Origin of the sequence: Bradyrhizobium sp. B097 (assembly GCF_038957035.1) — a bacterium.
Taxonomy (GTDB): Bacteria; Pseudomonadota; Alphaproteobacteria; order Rhizobiales; family Xanthobacteraceae; genus Bradyrhizobium.
Genome location: NZ_CP152412.1, coordinates 6722320 through 6740798, shown reverse-complemented (window position 1 = coordinate 6740798; position 18479 = coordinate 6722320). Strand labels below are relative to the sequence as shown.

At 60.2% G+C, this 18479-nt stretch carries 19 protein-coding genes and 1 pseudogene; 18 read left to right on the top strand and 2 right to left on the bottom strand.

The genetic code is table 11. From position 1 onward, the window contains the following. Window positions 1-4 precede the first annotated feature (4 nt). The 15 genes from AAFG07_RS31120 (at window position 5) to AAFG07_RS31050 (ending at window position 14641) form a co-directional block, all read left to right on the top strand. The gene (locus tag AAFG07_RS31120; protein WP_342723562.1) at window positions 5-766 is read left to right on the top strand and encodes an SDR family NAD(P)-dependent oxidoreductase; all 762 of its coding nucleotides are present in this window, start codon (window positions 5-7) and stop codon (window positions 764-766) included. Then, a complete protein-coding gene (locus AAFG07_RS31115) occupies window positions 763-1938 on the top strand; it encodes an acyl-CoA dehydrogenase (RefSeq protein WP_342723561.1) in 1176 nt (391 codons plus the stop codon). The genes AAFG07_RS31120 and AAFG07_RS31115 overlap by 4 nt, the downstream gene beginning before the upstream one ends. Next, window positions 1935-3002, top strand: coding sequence for a phosphotransferase (locus AAFG07_RS31110; RefSeq protein ID WP_342723560.1), 1068 nt, complete (start codon window positions 1935-1937; stop codon window positions 3000-3002). Before AAFG07_RS31115 ends, AAFG07_RS31110 begins: the two co-directional genes overlap by 4 nt. After that, a complete protein-coding gene (locus tag AAFG07_RS31105; RefSeq protein WP_342723559.1) occupies window positions 2999-3775 on the top strand; it encodes an enoyl-CoA hydratase/isomerase family protein in 777 nt (258 codons plus the stop codon). Before AAFG07_RS31110 ends, AAFG07_RS31105 begins: the two co-directional genes overlap by 4 nt. 13 nt (window positions 3776-3788) lie before the next feature. After that, entirely contained in the window at window positions 3789-4952 is a 1164-nt protein-coding gene (locus tag AAFG07_RS31100; protein WP_342729291.1) for an acetyl-CoA C-acetyltransferase, read from the top strand. Continuing rightward, window positions 4949-5944 carry a nitronate monooxygenase family protein gene (locus AAFG07_RS31095; RefSeq protein ID WP_342723558.1) on the top strand — a complete coding sequence of 332 codons (996 nt, stop codon included), beginning with the start codon at window positions 4949-4951 and terminating at the stop codon, window positions 5942-5944. The genes AAFG07_RS31100 and AAFG07_RS31095 overlap by 4 nt, the downstream gene beginning before the upstream one ends. Before the next feature lie 39 nt (window positions 5945-5983). Next, complete coding sequence (locus AAFG07_RS31090) at window positions 5984-6781, top strand: ABC transporter ATP-binding protein (protein WP_342723557.1); 798 nt, start codon at window positions 5984-5986, stop codon at window positions 6779-6781. Further along, window positions 6778-7491, top strand: a complete 714-nt coding sequence (locus AAFG07_RS31085; protein ID WP_342723556.1) for an ABC transporter ATP-binding protein — start codon at window positions 6778-6780, stop codon at window positions 7489-7491. Before AAFG07_RS31090 ends, AAFG07_RS31085 begins: the two co-directional genes overlap by 4 nt. Before the next feature lie 12 nt (window positions 7492-7503). Beyond that, window positions 7504-8382 (top strand): branched-chain amino acid ABC transporter permease, encoded by an 879-nt coding sequence (locus AAFG07_RS31080; RefSeq protein ID WP_342723555.1) that lies wholly within the window; start codon window positions 7504-7506, stop codon window positions 8380-8382. 2 nt (window positions 8383-8384) lie between these two features. Next, a complete protein-coding gene (locus AAFG07_RS31075) occupies window positions 8385-9404 on the top strand; it encodes a branched-chain amino acid ABC transporter permease (protein WP_342723554.1) in 1020 nt (339 codons plus the stop codon). 20 nt (window positions 9405-9424) lie between these two features. Next, a complete protein-coding gene (locus AAFG07_RS31070; RefSeq protein ID WP_342723553.1) occupies window positions 9425-10636 on the top strand; it encodes an ABC transporter substrate-binding protein in 1212 nt (403 codons plus the stop codon). 204 nt (window positions 10637-10840) lie between these two features. Continuing rightward, entirely contained in the window at window positions 10841-11986 is a 1146-nt protein-coding gene (locus AAFG07_RS31065) for an acyl-CoA dehydrogenase family protein (protein WP_342723552.1), read from the top strand. Window positions 11987-12063: 77 nt separating this feature from the next. Beyond that, entirely contained in the window at window positions 12064-13041 is a 978-nt protein-coding gene (locus AAFG07_RS31060; RefSeq protein ID WP_342723551.1) for an NADPH:quinone oxidoreductase family protein, read from the top strand. A gap of 30 nt (window positions 13042-13071) precedes the next feature. Continuing rightward, entirely contained in the window at window positions 13072-13743 is a 672-nt protein-coding gene (locus tag AAFG07_RS31055) for a nitroreductase (protein ID WP_342723550.1), read from the top strand. Between the two features lie 121 nt (window positions 13744-13864). Continuing rightward, window positions 13865-14641, top strand: a complete 777-nt coding sequence (locus tag AAFG07_RS31050; protein ID WP_342723549.1) for an enoyl-CoA hydratase-related protein — start codon at window positions 13865-13867, stop codon at window positions 14639-14641. Window positions 14642-15326: 685 nt separating this feature from the next. On the opposite strand, the gene AAFG07_RS31045 is transcribed toward AAFG07_RS31050, so the two are convergent. Continuing rightward, complete coding sequence (locus AAFG07_RS31045; RefSeq protein WP_342723548.1) at window positions 15327-15632, bottom strand: LysR family transcriptional regulator; 306 nt, start codon at window positions 15630-15632, stop codon at window positions 15327-15329. Window positions 15633-15700: 68 nt separating this feature from the next. Then, window positions 15701-16159, bottom strand: a complete 459-nt coding sequence (locus AAFG07_RS31040; RefSeq protein WP_342723547.1) for a PaaI family thioesterase — start codon at window positions 16157-16159, stop codon at window positions 15701-15703. A 118-nt stretch (window positions 16160-16277) separates the two neighbouring features. On the opposite strand from AAFG07_RS31040, the gene AAFG07_RS31035 reads away from it, so the two are divergent. From AAFG07_RS31035 to AAFG07_RS31025, 3 genes and pseudogenes are all read left to right on the top strand, one after another. Beyond that, window positions 16278-16880, top strand: a complete 603-nt coding sequence (locus AAFG07_RS31035) for a site-specific integrase (protein WP_342723546.1) — start codon at window positions 16278-16280, stop codon at window positions 16878-16880. A gap of 116 nt (window positions 16881-16996) precedes the next feature. Further along, on the top strand, window positions 16997-17641 hold the full coding sequence (locus tag AAFG07_RS31030) for a type IV toxin-antitoxin system AbiEi family antitoxin domain-containing protein (protein WP_342723545.1): 645 nt from the start codon (window positions 16997-16999) through the stop codon (window positions 17639-17641). After that, window positions 17634-18476 (top strand): annotated as a pseudogene (locus tag AAFG07_RS31025) (nucleotidyl transferase AbiEii/AbiGii toxin family protein); the annotation flags it as partial. The gene AAFG07_RS31030 and the pseudogene AAFG07_RS31025, both read left to right, overlap by 8 nt. Between the last annotated feature and the right edge of the window lie 3 nt (window positions 18477-18479).

Sequence of the window (18479 nt, the reverse complement as noted above, 5' to 3'; positions counted from 1 at the left end):
AATCATGCAAATCAAAGGAACAGCCGCCATTGTGACCGGCGGCGCGTCTGGTCTTGGGGGCGCCACGGCTGAGCTACTGGCCGCCGCGGGCGCCAAGGTTGCCATCCTGGACCTCAACACCGAGTTGGGCGAGGCTCACGCCAAGACCATCGGCGGGCACTTCATCAAAGCCGACGTGACTGACGAAGACGGCGTCGAACAGGCGCTCGAGGCAGCTGAGCGCATGCACGGCAAGGCGCGCATCCTGGTCAACTGCGCCGGCCTCGGACCGCCCGGTAAAGCGATTGGTCGAGACGGCAAGGCGCTGCCGCTGCGCGACTTCGCCAGGACCATCAACGTCAATCTGATCGGCAGCTTTAACGTGCTCTCGAAATTTGCCGCCCGCCTTCATGCGGCCGATACCGTCGGTGAGGAGCGGGGCGTTGTCGTCAATACGGCCAGCGTAGCTGCATACGATGGCCAGATCGGCCAAGCCGCCTATTCAGCATCAAAGGGTGGAATCGTCGGCATGACACTGCCCCTTGCTCGTGAGTTCGCGCGTTATGGCATCCGGGTGATGACGATCGCGCCGGGCATCTTCCTTACACCGCTGCTGATGTCGCTTCCGGAAGAGGCACAGAAGTCGCTCGGCAAGCAGGTTCCATTTCCGAGCCGCCTCGGTCACCCGTCCGAATTCGCCCAGATGGTCGAGTCCATCGTCGCCAATCCGATGCTCAACGGCGAAACAATCCGCCTCGACGGCGCAATCCGGATGGCACCGAAATGAGCGGGTTCGGCGCGGAGCGTACTCAAGAGATCGCGGATCGCGTCGAGCGCTTCGTTCGGGACGTCGTGGTTCCGTTCGAACGCGATCCCCGGCGAGATCATCATGATTGCCCCAAGGACGAGTTGGTCGCAGAGCTGCGTGAATTGGCGCGGGCTGCGGGCGTATTGACGCCGCACATCCTGCCCGATGGTTCGCACCTCACGCAGAGCGAAACCGCAATCGTTCTAGCCAAGACGGGGCTATCGCCGCTCGGGCCGCTCGCGTGCAACACGGCGGCTCCCGATGAAGGCAATATGTACCTTCTGGGCAAAATCGGCTCACCAGAGATCAAGGAGCGCTTTCTAAAGCCACTCGTCGAGGGGTGCGCTCGGTCCGCCTTCTTTATGACTGAACCGGCCGAAGAGGGCGGAGCAGGATCCGACCCATCGATGATGACCACGACCTGTCGTCTGGACGGAAACCAGTGGGTTGTGAATGGACGCAAGGCGTTCATCACAGGTGCTCGCGGAGCCCAGGTCGGCATCGTTATGGCAAAGGCCGAGGAGGGCGCCTGCATGTTCCTCGTCGATTTGCCCGATCCTGCAATCACCATCGATCACGTGCCCAACACGATCGACAGTTCCATGCCGGGCGGCCACGCCGTCGTGACCATCCGTAATCTGCGCATCCCGGCCGATCAAATGCTCGGACACCCGGGTGAGGGGTTCAAGTACGCACAGATCCGGCTTGCGCCGGCCAGGCTGTCGCACTGCATGCGTTGGCTGGGCGCCTGCATTCGGGCCAACGAGATCGCGACCAGGTACGCCAATCGCAGGCAGGCGTTCGGCAAGACGCTCATCGATCACGAGGGAGTTGGCTTCATGCTTGCCGACAACCTGATCGACCTCAAACAGGCTGAGTTGATGATCGCCTGGTGTGCCAGCGTCCTCGACACTGGTTCGCTTGGAACAAACGAGAGCTCCATGGCCAAAGTCGCGGTGAGCGAGGCGCTCATGCGGGTCGCGGATCGTTGCGTCCAGGTCATGGGCGGGACGGGTGTCACCAACGAAACCATCGTCGAACAGGTGTTTCGCGAGGTTCGTGCATTTCGCATCTATGACGGTCCCACCGAGGTGCACAAATGGTCGCTCGCGAAGAAGATCAAACGCGACTGGCGGAAGGCGAACCCGTGAGCGCCCTCGACGAAGCTGCAAACTCCGGATTGGCAGAGCCATCCAATACCCATCGTCTCGACGAGGATGCCTTGTCGCGCTGGATGTCGTCTAACGTCGACGGGTTTCGGGGGCCTCTCAACGTCTCCAAATTCAAGGGAGGTCAATCGAACCCGACGTATCGTCTTCAGTCCGCGGATGGCGTTTATGTGCTCCGACGCAAACCGCCGGGGGCGTTGGTTTCCGGCGCGCACGCGGTCGACCGCGAAGCACGCGTACAGCGCGCGCTGTCGCAAGTCGGATTTCCCGTGGCGCGCATTGACGGCTATTGCGCCGACAGGTCCGTCATTGGAAGCGAGTTCTATGTGATGCAGCTGGTGGAGGGCCGAATCTTCTGGAATGCAACCTTCCCCGGAGTAAGCCGAGACGCGCGTCCTTCCTACTTCAACGCCATGTGCGACGTGATCGCGCAATTGCACTCCGTTGACCCTGCTTCGATCGGTTTGGGCGACTACGGCAAGCCCGGGAGCTACTTCGCACGGCAGATAAGTCGCTGGTCCCGACAGTATCAGGAAGATCCGGACGCCGGCCGTGACGCAAACATGGAGCGCCTCGTCAAGGAGCTTCCTGGGTTGGTTCCCAGCGGCGACGAGGTCTCCATCGTCCATGGCGACTTTCGTTGCGACAATTTGATCTTTCATCCGAGCGAGCCGCGGGTCGTCGCAGTGCTCGACTGGGAACTATCGACTCTCGGACATCCTCTTGCGGACTTCGCCTACCACGCGATGATGTACCGCATGCCTCCGCACATCGTTGCCGGCCTGGCGGGAGCAGATCTGGCCGCTCTCAATATCCCGAGAGAAGCAGAGTACATCGAAAGCTATTGTCGAGCGACCGGTCGCGACGCGATTGCAGACTGGCAGTTCTACGTTGCTTTCAACTTCTTTCGGCTTGCGGCGATCATGCACGGCATAGCCGGTCGCGCGCTGCGCGGGACCGCTTCGTCGACCCAGGCCATCGAGCGCGGAAAGACGTTTCCGGAACTGGCGACGCTGGCGGTTCGCGCACTGGAGGACCCATTATGAGCGGTCCGGTCGAACTCTCCTGTGTCGATAAAGTTGCGACGCTGACCTTGTCGCGCCCGAACCACGGGAACACGATTGACCCTGCCATGGCCCTCGCTCTTCTGAAGGCTGCCGAGCGTTGCGATGAGGATGATGATATTCGCTGCGTCATTCTGACCGGCCGCGGAAAGTTGTTTTGCGGAGGCGGCGACGTCAGTGCTTTCGCCGCGGCTGGCACCGACGTATCGGCATTTCTGGAGAATTTGGCGGGAACGCTTCACGCGGCGATTGTGCGCCTCATGTACATGCGAAAGCCGCTGATTACGCTTGTGAACGGCCCTGCAGCCGGCGCTGGCATGAGCCTCGCAATGATCGGTGACTTTGCGTTGGCAGCGCGGTCAGCGCACTTCTGCGCAGCCTATACCGCCTTAGGTCTCAGCCCGGACGGAGGGATGAGCTGGCTGCTACCGCGAGTGGTTGGCCTTAGGCGAGCGCAGGAGATCATCTTGTCTAATCGACGCGTGCCGAGCGACGAGGCCGAGCGAATTGGTCTCGTTACGCGCATCGTCGACGGGGAGAGGCTGCTTGCTACCGGCGCTGAAATTGCTGCGAAGCTTGCGGCAGAGCCGGCGGCGGCGCTCGGCGCCGTGCGCCGTCTCCTACTCGAAAGCTACGAAAGCACGTTGGAGACGCAGCTCGAGTTGGAGATGTGGAGCATTGCCGAGCTGGGTGGCTCCGAAGAATCACGTCGCCGTGTCGCGGCATTCGCCGCTCGTCGAAATTCAAACGGATGAAAAGGAACAGGCCATGGCGGAAGCTTATATCGTCGAAGCGGTACGGACGGCGGGTGGCAGGCGTAACGGCAAGCTGGCTGGTTGGCATCCCGCCAACATGGCAGCGGAAACCCTCAACGCGGTCGTCGATCGCGCGGGAATTGATCCGGGCGCCGTTGAGGACGTGATCCTGGGTTGCGTGACGCAGGCCGGCGAGCAGGCGTTCGCCTTCGGACGGAATGCGGTTCTTGCCTCGAAGCTCCCGGGGTCCGTTCCGGCCGTGACGATCGATAGGCAATGCGGCAGCTCTCAGCAAGCCGTTCAGTTCGCCGCCCAAGCCGTGATGTCCGGCACTCAGGACGTCGTGATCGCGGCGGGCGCGGAAAGCATGACGCGCGTGCCGATGTTCTCGAACATTTCATTGCACCAGAAGGAGGGCATTGGGACCGGCCCAATCAGCGACCGCATTCAAAAGCGGTTTGGCGTAGAATCCTTCAGTCAGTTTGAGGGCGCCGAGATGATCGCAAAGAAGTATGGGTTTGATCGGCTGACCTTGGACCGGTTCGCTCTCGAAAGCCATCGGCGTGCGGCGGAGGCGACGAAATCTGGAGCCTTCAAGAATGAGATCGTTCCCCTCAAGATCGAGGGAGGTGAGCACACCCTCGACGAAGGAATTCGATTCGACGCTTCGCTGGAGTCAATCGGCTCGGTCAAGCTTCTGAAGGAGAATGGCGTCGTCAGTGCCGCAAATGCGAGTCAAATCTGCGACGGCGCCTCTGCTGCACTGGTCGTCAGTGAAAAGGCCCTGAAGGACCATAATCTGAAGCCGATCGCGCGCATCGTCGGTTTTACGGTGACTGCCGGCGACCCCGTCATCATGCTTGAAGAGCCGATCAACGCGACCCGACGAGCTCTCGCGAAGGCGGGAATGAAAATCGGCGAAATCGATCTCTACGAGGTCAACGAGGCATTCGCTCCAGTGCCGCTCGCCTGGCTTCAGGCGATCGAGGCCGACCCTGCAAAGCTCAATGTCAACGGCGGCGCGATTGCTCTCGGTCACCCGCTCGGCGCTTCGGGCACGAAACTCCTTACGACCCTGGTCCACGCTCTAAGAGCCCGCGGCAAGCGGTATGGCCTCCAGACGATGTGTGAAGGCGGTGGCATCGCCAACGTGACGATCGTTGAGGCTTTGGGATGACTTTCCAAACTCGCTTTACGGAGCTTGTCGGTGTCCTCCATCCCATCATGCAGGGCGGCATGATGTGGGTGGGGCGGGCTGAACTCGCTAGCGCGGTCTCCAACGCTGGCGGGTTGGGCGTCATCACGGCTTTGACCCAATCGACACCGGACGATCTTCGACGGGAGATCGATCGTTGCCGGTCGATGACCGACAAGCCATTCGGCGTCAACCTGACGATACTTCCGTCCGTAACGCCGCCGCCCTACGCGGAGTATCGAAAGGCCATCATCGAAAGCGGCATCAAGATAGTCGAGACCGCTGGTGCGCGACCGCAGGAGCATGTGGAGGAGTTCAAGTCCCACGGAATCATCGTCATCCACAAGTGCACGTCAGTTCGGCATGCCCTGTCTGCCGAGAAGATGGGAGTCGACGTGGTTTCGATCGATGGCTTTGAGTGTGCGGGCCATCCCGGAGAGGATGACGTACCTGGTCTCGTGTTGATTCCCGCCGCGGCCGACAGAATTTCCATTCCGATGCTGGCCAGTGGTGGTTTCGGCGATGGACGGGGTCTGGCAGCCGCCCTCGCTCTTGGAGCGGACGGGATCAATATGGGGACGCGCTTCTGTGCAACGCTCGAAGCTCCCATACACGACGCAGTGAAGCAATTTCTCGTTCAGAACGATGAGCGAGCGACAAATCTTATCTTCCGAAAGTTTCGAAATACTGGTCGCGTCGCCAGGAACAGCGTTTCCGATAAGGTTGTCGAGATATCAAGTGCAGCAGGGACGCAGTTCGAGGATGTCCGACCGTTGGTCTCGGGAGCCAAGGGGCGAATAGCGCTCGAGACTGGCAATCTAGACGCTGGGCTTATCTGGGCCGGACAGGTGCAGGGCCTGATTCACGACGTCCCCACATGTCAGGAGCTGGTGGAGAGAATTGTTGCTGATGCGCAAGTGACGATTTACGGCCGGCTCGCTGGGTTGCTGAAGACTGCAGGCCTTACGGCTTGAGGAGCCGGGATTTCTGATGAACGACTTTGGGGGAGGGGTATGATTCAAGCGAGGCAAGTGGGTGTTCAAGAAGCCTTGCTCTCGGTTTGCGACGTAACCGTTGCTTTCGGAGGTATTGTCGCGCTTAACGGCGTGTCTTTCGACATGCCCAAGGGCCAGGTCCTCGGATTGATCGGCCCCAACGGCGCCGGCAAGACCACGCTGTTCAATTGCCTCTCCCGCCTCTACCAGCCGTCGTCCGGCGACATCCTCATGGAAGGCAAGAGCATCCTGTCGCGCGCGCCGCATCGCATCGCCGAGATCGGCATCGGCCGCACCTTCCAGAACGTCGCGCTGTTCCCCAACCTGTCGGTGATGGACAATGTCCGCGTCGGCGCCCATGCGAGGACCTCCAGCGACATCGTCAGCGACTCGCTCCGGCTGGCCTGGGTTCGCCGCAGCGAGACCGCCGTCAACAAGAAGGTCCACGAGATCCTCGCCTATCTCGATCTCGAGGATGTCGCCCACACCATCGTGTCCGGCCTGCCGTTCGGCACGCAAAAGCGCGTCGAGCTGGCGCGTGCGCTCGCGGCTGATCCAAAAATCCTGTTGCTCGACGAGCCGGCGGGCGGCCTCAATCACGAGGAAGTCTACGTGCTCGGCGATCTCATTCGCCGCATCCGCGACGGCAGGCACATGACCGTGCTGCTCGTCGAACACCACATGGGCCTCGTGATGTCGATCGCCGACCACGTGGTCGCGCTGAATTTCGGCAAGAAGCTCGCGGAAGGCACGCCCGCCCAGGTGCAGGCGGATCCCGACGTCATCAAGGCCTATCTCGGGAGCAAGGACCAATGACGATGCTGCTCAACGTCAAGGACCTGCGCGCCTATTACGGCCAGGTCCAGGCCCTCCACGGCCTGTCCTTCTCGCTCAACGAGGGCTCGCTGACGACGCTGCTCGGGGCCAACGGTGCCGGCAAGACCACCACGCTGCGCGCGATCTGCAACATGGTGCGCTCGACCGGCGGGATCGAGTTCGACGGCAAGCCGCTGAACAACCGTTCCACCGAGAACATCGTGCGCTACGGCATCGCCCATGTGCCGCAGGGCCGCGGCACCTTCACCACCATGACGGTTGAGGAAAACCTCCAGTTAGGGGCCGTCACCCGCAAGGACAATGCCGGCATCGTCTCCGACATCGAGCGCATGTATGCGCATTTCCCGGTTCTGAAGCAGCGCCACACCCAGCAGGCCGGCACGCTGTCGGGCGGTGAGCAGCAGATGCTCGCGGTCGCCCGCGCGCTGATGCTGCGGCCGCGGCTGATGCTGCTGGACGAGCCGTCCTTTGGCCTTGCGCCACTGGTCGTGCGCGAGCTGTTCGGCATCCTCGGCAAGATCAACCGCGAGGACAAGGTGTCGATTCTGGTGGTCGAACAGAACGCGCAGCTCGCGCTCGAGCTCGCCGACCAGGCCTATGTGATCGAGACCGGACGCATCGTGATGTCGGGCGACGCCAAGGACATCGCGAACAACGATGAAATCCGCAGATCCTATTTGGGTTACTGAGGAGCCGGACCGATGGAGCTTTTCGCCAACCAAGTCCTGGCCGGGATTGCAACGGGCGCGATCTATGCCTGCATGGCGCTCGCGGTGGTCATGATCTACCAGGCGATCGACCATCTCAACTTCGCGCAGGGCGAGATGGCGATGTTCTCGACGTTCATCTCGTGGCAGCTGATGCAGTGGGGCGTGTCCTATTGGGCCGCCTTCCTGATTACGGTGGCATTTTCATTCATCGGTGGCATTGCGATCGAGCGCATCCTGTTCAAGCCGCTCGCGAAGGCGCCGGTGCTGACCAACGTCGCAGGCTTCATCGCGCTGTTCGCGATCATCAATTCCTTGGCCGGGCTGATCTGGGACTTCACCATCAAGCAGTACCCGACCCCGTTCGGCTCCGCGCCTTTCCTCGGCAGCCAGCTGATCTCGACCCACCAGGCCGGCATGATCGGCGTGACCCTGCTGCTCCTGATTGGTCTTTACTTCTTCTTCCAGTACACGCGGATCGGCCTCGCCATGCGGGCGGCGGCCTCGGTGCCTGAATCGGCCCGCCTTGTCGGCATCAACACGTCCTGGATGATCGCGCTCGGCTGGGGCATGGCAGCGGCGATCGGCTCGATCGCCGGCATGTTGGTCGCACCGGTCGTGTTCCTCGAGCCCAACATGATGGGCGGTATCTTGATCTATGGTTTTGCGTCGGCTGTCCTTGGCGGCCTCAGCTCGCCGCTGGGGGCCGTGGTCGGCGGCTTCCTGGTCGGCATCTTCGAGAACCTCGTCGGTACCTACATCCCCGGCGTCGGCAACGAGCTGAAACTCCCGATCGCGCTCGCGCTGATCATTGCCGTCCTGGGAGTTAAGCCCGCGGGCCTCTTTGGCCGAAGTACTGTTAAGCGGGTTTGATCATGACCACTGCCGATGAAGTTGTTGCGGAGAGCCACCAAGCGGTCGAACCGGTTCCGAAGCGGGCGATGACCATGAGCTCCATCACGTCCATTGTGGTACTGCTAGTCCTGTTGGCAGTGCCGTTGTTCGCCAAGAACTTCATCATCTTCCAACTGACCCAGCTCTTGTATCTTGGTCTCGCCGTGCTGGCGCTGAACATCTTGACCGGCGGCTCAGGCCAGTTCTCGCTCGGCCAGAGCGCGTTCTACGCCATCGGTGCCTACGTCACCGCGGTCATGATGGAGCGGCTCAACGTCCCGTACTTCGTCTGCCTTCCGGTCGCGGGCGTGCTCTGCTTCGGCGCCGGCTTCCTGTTTGGCCAACCTGCGCTGCGGCTTTCCGGTGTCTACCTGGCGCTTGCGACCTTCGCGCTTGCCACCGCCATGCCGCAGCTCCTCAAGCTGAATTTCCTCGAGCACTGGACCGGCGGCGTGCAGGGCCTCGTCGTCACCAAGCCCGACGCGCCGTTCGGCCTGCCGATGTCGCAGGACATGTGGCTCTATTATTTCACGCTCGCTGTGTCGCTGGGGATCTATGTCTTCTCGGTGAACCTGCTGCGCTCCCGGTCGGGCCGCGCCTTCATGGCGATCCGCGACAACGAGATCGCGGCCTCCGCCATGGGCATCAACGTCGCGCTCTACAAGACGCTCGCCTTCGGCGTCTCCGCCGGGATCACCGGCGTCGCTGGCGGCCTCAGCGCCATCGCGGTTCAGTTCGTCGCACCCGACAGCTTCACCATCACGCTCGCGATCCAGCTGTTCCTCGGCATGGTCGTCGGCGGCGTCGGCTGGCTGCCCGGCTCGATTGTCGGCGCCGCCTTTATCATCTTCGTGCCAAACATCGCGGAGGGCATCTCCAAGGGCCTCTCCGGCGCCGTGTTCGGCGTGCTGCTGTTCTTCGTCATCTATCTTGTGCCACATGGCGCCAGGCAGGTCGCGATCCTGGTCCAAAGCCGGATCGCCAAAGCAAATCAGAAGTGAAACCGACAAGGAGACGTCACATGTTTTCGAGAATTATACGCACTGCCGCCTTGGCGACAGCAGCGATGACGCTTGCATCAGGAGCCGCACTCGCGCAAAAAAAATACGACACAGGGGCTTCTGACAGCGAGATCAAAGTCGGCAACCTCATGCCGTATAGCGGGCCTGGATCAGCCTATGGTGTCATCGGACGGGTGCAAGCTGCATACTTCAAGATGATCAACGACAAGGGTGGCATCAACGGCCGCAAGGTCAACTTCATCAGCTATGATGATGCGTACTCCCCGCCCAAGGCTGTCGAGCAGACCCGCAAGCTGGTCGAGAGCGACGAAGTGCTGCTGATCTTCGATCCTCTCGGTACCGCGAACAACACTGCCATCCAGAAATACCTGAATAGCAAGAAGGTCCCGCAGCTCTTCGTAGCGGCCGGCGCCACCAAGTTCAACGATCCCAAGAACTTCCCCTGGACCACGGGATGGCAGCCGTCCTACCAGAGCGAGGCACACGCCTATGCGAAGTATATTCTCAAGGAGAAGCCAAACGCCAAGGTCGCCGTATTTTTTCAGAATGACGATCTGGGCAAGGATTATCTGAAGGGCCTCAAGGACAGGCTCGGCATGAAGATTGTCGCCGAGGAAAGTTACGAGACGACCGAACCGACAATCGACAGTCACATCGTGAAGCTCAAAGCCTCTGGTGCGGATACGTTGGTCAACATCAGCTCCCCGAAATTTGCGGCTCAAGCGATCAAGAAGATTGCTGAAGTCGATTGGAAGCCGCTGCATGTTCTGAGCAACGTCTCTTCCTCTATTGGCAGCGTGATCAAACCTGCCGGTTTTGAGAACGCCCAAGGCATCATTTCGGCCACTTATCTGAAGGACCCCGCGGATCCGCAGTGGGACAGTGATCCGGGGATGAAGGAGTTTCAGAGCTTCCTGAGCAAGTACTACCCTGAAGGCAACAAGCGGGACATCTTGCTGATTACCGGCTACGCCCTCGCGGAAACACTGGCGCAGACCTTGAAGCAATGCGGCGACGATCTCACACGGGAGAACGTCATGAAGCAGGCAGCTAACCTTAAGCAGTGGCGGACCGAGGCGCTGTTGCCTGGGATCTACGTTAACACCTCGCCGACCGACTTCGCACCCATTACCCAGCTTCAGCTGATGCGCTTTAGCGGCGAGAAGTGGGAACTGTTTGGAGACGTGATCGACGGGGACATGGCCGACTAAGCGGCTCGCAGGCAATTACGCATGTCTTCGACACGACGTCTGTACGTCAGACTGTGTTGAAGGCATGCGGAGCCGGCCACAGTCGATAGCGTCGGGCAAGAAGAAGGCCGCCCGACCGACACCAACTTGTACGTTGTAGCGTTCGCCGTGTGTGTAACACAGCGAGCCAAATTGTTGCCTTCGTAGAATCAACGAGTAGCGCGCATGATCAACTATCGACCCTCTTGGCTCGATTCTGACCTCGAGATGTATCGCGACACGGTGTCCCGCTTCATCGACAAAGAGATGCTGCCTCGGGACGAAGAGGCGCGCGAACGGGGCAATGTCGGGCACGAGCTTTGGCGGAAGGCCGGAGCGCTTGGGATTCTGTGTTCGGACATTCCGACTGAATATGGCGGGGGCGGCGGCGATTTTCGGCACGAAGCGATCCTCTATGATGCGATGGCTCGCCGCGGCTTGACGGGAATGAATCCGTCCGTTCACACGATCGTGGCGCACTATTTGCTGAACCACGGCACCGAGGAACAGAAGCGTGAGTTTTTGCCGCGTCTGGCAAGTGGCGAGCTCGTGGGCGCCATAGCGATGACCGAACCTGGAGCGGGCTCCGATCTACAATCCATTCGAACCCGTGCTGAGAAGCGCGGCGACACCTATGTCATCAATGGCTCCAAGACGTTCATATCCAACGGGCTCCTAGCAGGATTGGTGCTCGTCGTTGCGAAGACCGACCCGGCCGAGCGGGCAAGTGGGATGTCCGTTATTTTGGTCGAGACGGCAAAAGCACCCGGCTTTAGGGTAGGCCGCGTGCTCGATAAGCTGGGACTGAAGGCGCAAGACACATCCGAACTGTTCTTCGACGACGTCGTGGTCCCAGCGTCTAATCTCCTCGGTGGAGTGGAAGGTCGTGGCTTCTATCAGCTGATGTCCGACCTGCCTTATGAGCGCACCATTATCGGCGTGATGGCGGTGGCAGCAATGGAGGGAGCGCTCGAATCCACGCTTGCCTTTGTGCGCGAACGAAAGGCGTTCGGAAAGTCGATCTCTGAGTTTCAGAACACGAAATATCGGCTCGCCGAGTTGGCGACGATCACAAAGGTTACGCGCAGCTTCGTCGACGAGTGCGTCGAAGCCCTGGTTTCCGGGACGCTCGATGCGGCGACAGCGTCGATGGCTAAACTCTGGGCGTCAGAACAGCAGGGTAAGGTGATCGACGAGTGCCTTCAGCTGCATGGCGGATACGGATTCATGAACGAGTATCTCATTGCCCGCATGTATGCTGACGCTCGCGTGCAGCGCATTTACGGTGGAACCAGCGAAATGATGAAGGAAGTCATCTCCAGGGCGCTTTGAGCCTTAGGAATGTCAGAACCTCTATCGAAGGACCTGGATGGCGGCCCGGGATAGGCCGGCTCACTCAAGAGGGTGTCATGAAAGCAGTTTTGGTCGAGAGCTACGATCGCATCGAGAATATCACCATCAGGGAGGTGGCCAAGCCGGAATTGTCACCGGGAATGGTGCGCGTTCGGGTCCAAGCAGCGGCGGTCGGATTTGTTGACGGTCTGAAGGTCCAGGGTTTGTACCAGACCAAGGACCCCTTGCCCTTCATTCCCGGTTCTGAGTTTGCCGGCGTCGTCGAGGACGCGGCCGCAGATGTTAAGGGCTTCGCATCTGGCACGCCGGTCATCGGCCTGGTCAGAAATGGTGGCCTCGCGGAATATATCTGCGCGGCGGCCGCGGACCTGGTCGTTACACCAAAGGGCATAGATCCCGAAGTCGGCGCCTCGTTTTTTGCCAACTATCATACCGCATTGTACGCGCTCAGCTCTCGCGGAAAGCTGCAGAGCGGCGAGACATTGCTGGTTCTGGGTGCCGCCGGCGGTGTTGGAATAGCTGCCGTTCAGATCGGGAAGCTGCTGGGTGCCCGGGTCATTGCAGCGGCTTCGACCGAGGAGAAGCGGCAGTTCGCGATGAAATTTGGCGCCGATGCCGGCCTAGATTACACGCGGGATGGATGGCGCGACGAACTGAAAGAGCTCACCGGCGGTCACGGGGCGGATGTGATCTACGACCCCGTTGGAGGAGATCTTAGCCTTCAGGCATTCCGATCGATCGCCTGGAATGGGCGACACCTGGTGATCGGCTTTGCGTCGGGGACGATTCCGGCGCTGCGGTTCAACCTGCCGCTTCTGAAGGGAGGCGCGCTGCTCGGCGTCGATCTGGCGCAGATTGGTCGCCGTGAACCGGACGTGCGAGATCAAGTCATAACCCAGCTGTTCGCCTGGTTGAGCGAGAAGACGCTTGTTCCTGTTGTCGGCAAGGTCTTCGCATTCGAGGAGTTCCATGAAGCGTTCAAAGCGATGACCACGCGCTCGGCTTTGGGAAAGATGGTCGTTCGGGTCGGCTGAACTCCCCGACAGATCCTCGGAGAAGATCTTATGAAAGTATCGGACGCACTGCATTCGCGGACCTCCGTGCGGGCATTTTCGGACAAGCCCGTCCCCGGAGACGTCGTTAGAGAGATCCTGCTTGCTGCCAGTCGCGCACCTTCTGGCGGCAATTTACAGCCGTGGCACGTTTGGGTGATAGGCGGTGAAGAGCTCGCACGCTTCAAGGCATTGATGGCGGAGCGGGTCAAGACGAGTCCGATGGGCGAGCAATCGGAATACAACATCTATCCGCCGGAACTAAAAGAGCCGTATAGAACCCGACGAGTCAAGAACGGCGAAGATCTCTACCGCACAATTGGAATTCCGCGCGAAGACAAAGCTGCACGCCTAAATCAGCTCGCAAAGAACTTCACCTTCTTCGGCGCGCCCGTTGGCCTGTTCTTCGCCATCGATCGGCAGATGGAACCTGGGCAATGGGCCGATCTCGGCATGTACATGCAGTCTATCATGCTGCTTGCCGTGGAGAGGGGATTGAGTACCTGCCCGCAGGAGGCCTGGGCGCTCTGGCACAAGACCGTTTCCGACTTCATCGGGCTGCCGTCCCATCTCATGCTGTTTTGCGGCATGGCACTGGGCTACACGGATCCCCAGCATCCGATCAACAGTCTGCGTGCAGACCGCGCCGATCTATCGGAGTTTACCACCTTCATCGGACTTTAATGCGAAGGGCGCGAGGACTCCGCGCACATCGTGGTCTCGGGATCCCGAGATCCGGAAGGATCTGCGGATAGTCTTCGCCGGTCTGCAACCCGCGTACTCCACCTCGAAAGGCCGAGCGGCCATGACTTGCGAATATGTCAAGATTTCCCGCGAAGGACACTGCACGATCATCACGATTAACAGGCCTGAGGCACACAACGCTTTGAATGCGGCTTGCCATTCCGAGCTTGAAGTGGTGTTCGACAACTTTGCCGCAGACGACGAACAGTGGGTCGCGATCATCACGGGAGCCGGACAGAAAGCATTCTGCGCAGGGCACGATCTGAAGCAGCAGGCTGCTGGCGGTGGACTTGCAACGCCGCCAAAGGGCTTCGGCGGCATAACGAAGCGCTTCGATCTTGCGAAACCGGTCATCGCGGCGGTCAACGGGGTGGCGATGGGCGGTGGATTCGAGATCGCGCTTGCATGCGACATCGTCGTGGCGGCCGACAACGCCGTGTTTGCTCTACCGGAACCGCGCGTGGGCCTTGCGGCGCTCGCTGGCGGAATTCAGCGCTTGCCGCACGAGATCGGCTTGAAACGAGCAATGGGCATGATGCTGACCGGGCGGCGAGTCAGCGCCCAAGAAGCCCTCTCGCTTGGTCTCGTCAATGAAGTGGTGTGCGGCGACGTGCTGGATGCCGCCAGGCGTTGGGCCGATGAAATCCTCGCCTGTAGTCCGATGTCGGTCCGAGCTACGAAGGAAGCGGTCCTCCGGGGATTGTCACGATCCATTTCCGAAGGAAGTTCAGAGGAATGGGAGTACCCCGCCATGAGGGCGATGCTCGTTTCCGCGGATGCAGTCGAAGGTCCGCAGGCATTTACAGAAAAGCGAAAGCCCAATTGGAAAGGCCGGTAGGCCGCCCGGTGAACGCAGGCAACTCAGCGCGTTCTAAGTCGGGAGCCTGGCTTTGGCGAGTGGTGGGATGTTGAAGACATGGGCGATGTCGAGCTCGCCAGCATCTTGAGTTCAGTCAGTAGAGCCTGCGTGAGCGTCGATTTGCTGCCGCTCGCTTTTTGTGTGAGGCCAAGGGCCCGATACACGGGTGCGCCTGAGAAGCTCATGCACTTCACTGGCAGAGCAAATGGATCACCAAAGCTTCGAAGAGGTACGATCGAGACCCCGAGTAATCGCCTCAAGTGTGTCGAGAATCATTACCTCCTTCACTCTTAGCCGCTTCTGCTTCAGGTATCTTTCGATGAGTTGGCCCACCCAGGTATCCCGATTGTACCTGGTAAACGGATACTTTGTGACCAGCTCTTCTGCTGGGCAGTTGCCGGCGTCTACGGGAGCAATCAGCAACAATGGTTCTTGCATGAACGGCGACCAGCGCAAATCGGCGCCGGTACGTCGAAGGTCGCTTACAATAGCAGCATCTACGAGCCCACGCCGGACGCATTCGACAAGATCAGAGGAAAGCCCCGTGATGAGCTTTATGTGAAGGCTTGGAAATTTCGTTCTCAAGGCGCGCAATGCTCGGGGCATGATCCCAGTGATCACGCCTGGCACCCCGCCCAGTCGCAGTTGTCCTTCGACGATCACATCAGGCGGGATCCTCAAACAGGCTGTCGTAACCTTGTACCGCTTGAGCGGCTTTGGAGGCGAACGCGCGACCCGCATCATTAAGCAAAGGCGGTCGCTTCGAGCGGTCGAAAAGTGGAAATCCAACTTCCTCCTCAAGTGCCCTCATCTGGGCAGTGATCGCGGATTGCGATCGGCGAACGGCCGTCGCCGCACCAGCGAAAGATCCGTGCTCGACGACGGCGAGAAATGTCTTCAGATCTCGAATTGACATGCGTCTGCCCTCGCTCCGACGCTTACCCAAATCTTCCAGAGGATTGTCGCGCACTTCGCTATCCTCAACAACCTGAGCTGCGAGAAAAAGCTGCAGGTTAGGACGTAGCGCAACGCGCCCACCTAGAACTTAGGATGGGGCGCGAAAACGTCGATCTGGGTGCGTTGTTTCCAAGTAGCAGTAGCGTGGGCAACAAGCACGCGATCGGCGCGCAAGGCGCGCGACTCCAGAAGTGAGATCTTTCGGCCCCGCGAAAGGAATGAAGCTTCACAACGGACGATGCCGCTCGTTATCGGCGCGAAATATTGGACTTTCAGCTCAACTGTCGCTGCAACACCGGCGACGTGATGGATACGGTGTCCCATAGACATATCCATGGCTAGCGCCAGGATACCGCCATGCAGTGATCCTTGGGGGTTCTGAAGCAGACGTGAGGCCTCAAAGCAAACAGAGCATAAACCACTCCCAAACTCGAACTCGAATCCGAGCAGTCTTGAAAGAAAGAAGTTGCCATATTCCTGACTGTCGTCGGATGTAGCGCGCTTAAACATACCGCGAGCAAGTTGATCGAATTCGGTCATCTAAGTCTCGCCAATATCGGAGTTGCTCGCAGACGGTAACAAGCGGATCACGCCGCCGAGCAAGGACATCACGCGGCAGCTCATTGCGCTCGCCGAAGGCGCGTTCCGGGTCGAATTGATGTTTGCCGCCGCAACCGGCGTTCGCGCGGGAGAACTTCACGCCCTTCGCTGGAGGCATGTTGATTTCGAACGGTGCGAGCTCAACATCGAAAGCCGCGTCGATCCCTATGGTGTCGAGGACGTGCCCAAGACGGTTGCGGGCTTGCGAACCATTCCGCTCGGGGAGGGGATGTTGGTCCTGCTGCGCGAGGGGCGCGGCAAGACGCGTTTTCCGGGCAAGGACGATCTCATCTTTCCGAACCGCGAAGGCACCTACAAGAACCACGAAAATCTCGTGAAGCGTTACTTCCAGCCGCTCTTCGTCCGGCTTGCCAAGCTCTGGCAGGAGCAGCGACGCAACGAGCCGTTCGAGACCTTCAACTGGCACGCGCTCCGGCATTTTGCGATTTCGTGCTGGATCGAAGCCGGGCTTCCGCCCAAGGCGGTGCAGACCTTCGCGGGCCATTCCAGCCTGCAAGTCACTACGGATCGCTACGGGCACCTGTTCCGGTCAGATAGCCATGCCGCGGCCATGGACGCGATCGCGGCTGATATAGCCGGGCCAACGCCGCCCATCGGCACCCGTCCGCTTGGTCGTAAGGGTTCCGATTTTATTCCGTAAGATACCTATGTTTATCAATGGGTTGTTTTGAAATTGACGTGTTGTTAGCGGCAGTTCCATATGATATGAAATGCTGGATATAAGTCATTTATATCCGACAAATCGGATCATGAGCCATGGCGAAGCCAGCCTCGACCCAACAAGACCGTGCCATCGAACTCCTCAAGGAGCGCGGCATCGCGCGCCCTTCTGAGCTCGCCACGGCGGGCGTCACGCCCGCGACCATCGCGCGCATGAAGAAAAAAGGCCTCGTCGTCCAACTCGGGCGCGGCCTCTACCAACTGCCCGACGCTCCCATCGACACCCACCACTCCCTTGCCGAAGCTGCCAAGCGCGTGCCCAAGGGGGTTGTCGCGCTGACCTCGGCGCTCGCTTTTCATGACCTGACCGACACCATACCCTCCATGGTCTGGCTCGCCATCGGCCCCAAAGACCGGCAACCGCTTTCAACCAACCCGCCCATGCAGTTCGTGCACTTCAGCCCGGAGCGGCTTCAGGAGGGCGTCGAGACCCACACCATCGAAGGTTGCCCGGTGAAGATCTTCAGCCCCGCCAAGACTGTCGTCGATCTTTTTCGCTACCGGCGGAGCGCCGGGACACGCTATCGTCACAGCACCGGCCTCAACCTCGCGCTCGAAGGTCTGCGTGAGGCCCTGCGAACCCGCAAGGCCAAGCCGTCTGAGATCGCGGATTTTGCGCGCAAGGCCGGGGTCTGGAAAGCCATGCAACCTTATATGGACGCGATGACCGCCAATGGCTAACCCACCCAAGAATGTTGCGGCCTCGGTTCGCGCGCGATTGCTCACGCTCTCCAAGGAGCGCAACCAGCCCTTCGAGCTTCTCCTCACCCGCTACGTGCTGGAACGGCTGCTCTATCGCCTCGGCTCGACGGATTACCGCAACCGCTTCGTGCTCAAAGGCGCGATGCTGCTCGCGACCTGAGTCGACAACCAATTCCGGCCGACGCGCGACCTCGACCTTCTCGGCTCGGGCGATCCCGACCCCGACGCGCTGTTGGTGATATTCAAGGAGATCGCCGCCGTCGATGCCGCCGACGGCGTCATCTTCGACCCGGCCAGCTTCACCGTCGACCGCATCCGCGATGAAAACGAATATGGCGGCGTCCGGATCAAAGGCAATGCCACCGTCGATAACGCCCGCGTCCGCGTCGTGATCGATATCGCGTTCGGCGACGCCATCGAGCCCGGCGTGCAGGAAACGGACCTTCCGGTGCTGCTGGATTTCCCGGCGCCGAAGCTGCGCTCCTATCCGCGCGAGACCGTCATCGCCGAGAAATTCCAGGCGATGGTTGCGCTCGGCCTCGCCAACACACGCCTGAAGGACTTCTACGACGTCTGGGTCCTGATCCGCTCCTACAAGTTCGAGGGCGATACTCTAGCACGCGCCATCAAGGCGACCTTCGCGCGCCGCAAGACCGAGATTCCGACCGCGCTGCCGGATGCGTTCACCCCGGCCTTTACCGAGGACGCCGGCAAGAAGGATCAGTGGGCGGCGTTCACCAAGCAGGTTGCGGTTGACCCCGGCCTGCTGACGGATGTGGCGAAAACGCTTGCGGAATTCCTGATGCCGCGAGCTAAA

Bases quoted from the DNA above. Each gene is read 5' to 3' on its own strand.
- AAFG07_RS31055 (WP_342723550.1), top strand. From the start codon at position 13,072: ATGAAAGTATCGGACGCACTGCATTCGCGGACCTCCGTGCGGGCATTT.
- AAFG07_RS31085 (WP_342723556.1), top strand. From the start codon at position 6,778: ATGACGATGCTGCTCAACGTCAAGGACCTGCGCGCCTATTACGGCCAG.
- AAFG07_RS31080 (WP_342723555.1), top strand. From the start codon at position 7,504: ATGGAGCTTTTCGCCAACCAAGTCCTGGCCGGGATTGCAACGGGCGCG.
- AAFG07_RS31090 (WP_342723557.1), top strand. From the start codon at position 5,984: ATGATTCAAGCGAGGCAAGTGGGTGTTCAAGAAGCCTTGCTCTCGGTT.
- AAFG07_RS31105 (WP_342723559.1), top strand. From the start codon at position 2,999: ATGAGCGGTCCGGTCGAACTCTCCTGTGTCGATAAAGTTGCGACGCTG.
- AAFG07_RS31065 (WP_342723552.1), top strand. From the start codon at position 10,841: ATGATCAACTATCGACCCTCTTGGCTCGATTCTGACCTCGAGATGTAT.
- AAFG07_RS31035 (WP_342723546.1), top strand. From the start codon at position 16,278: ATGTTTGCCGCCGCAACCGGCGTTCGCGCGGGAGAACTTCACGCCCTT.
- AAFG07_RS31075 (WP_342723554.1), top strand. From the start codon at position 8,385: ATGACCACTGCCGATGAAGTTGTTGCGGAGAGCCACCAAGCGGTCGAA.
- AAFG07_RS31100 (WP_342729291.1), top strand. From the start codon at position 3,789: ATGGCGGAAGCTTATATCGTCGAAGCGGTACGGACGGCGGGTGGCAGG.
- AAFG07_RS31115 (WP_342723561.1), top strand. From the start codon at position 763: ATGAGCGGGTTCGGCGCGGAGCGTACTCAAGAGATCGCGGATCGCGTC.
- AAFG07_RS31050 (WP_342723549.1), top strand. From the start codon at position 13,865: ATGACTTGCGAATATGTCAAGATTTCCCGCGAAGGACACTGCACGATC.
- AAFG07_RS31070 (WP_342723553.1), top strand. From the start codon at position 9,425: ATGTTTTCGAGAATTATACGCACTGCCGCCTTGGCGACAGCAGCGATG.
- AAFG07_RS31030 (WP_342723545.1), top strand. From the start codon at position 16,997: ATGGCGAAGCCAGCCTCGACCCAACAAGACCGTGCCATCGAACTCCTC.
- AAFG07_RS31060 (WP_342723551.1), top strand. From the start codon at position 12,064: ATGAAAGCAGTTTTGGTCGAGAGCTACGATCGCATCGAGAATATCACC.
- AAFG07_RS31040 (WP_342723547.1), bottom strand. From the start codon at position 16,159: ATGACCGAATTCGATCAACTTGCTCGCGGTATGTTTAAGCGCGCTACA.
- AAFG07_RS31095 (WP_342723558.1), top strand. From the start codon at position 4,949: ATGACTTTCCAAACTCGCTTTACGGAGCTTGTCGGTGTCCTCCATCCC.
- AAFG07_RS31120 (WP_342723562.1), top strand. From the start codon at position 5: ATGCAAATCAAAGGAACAGCCGCCATTGTGACCGGCGGCGCGTCTGGT.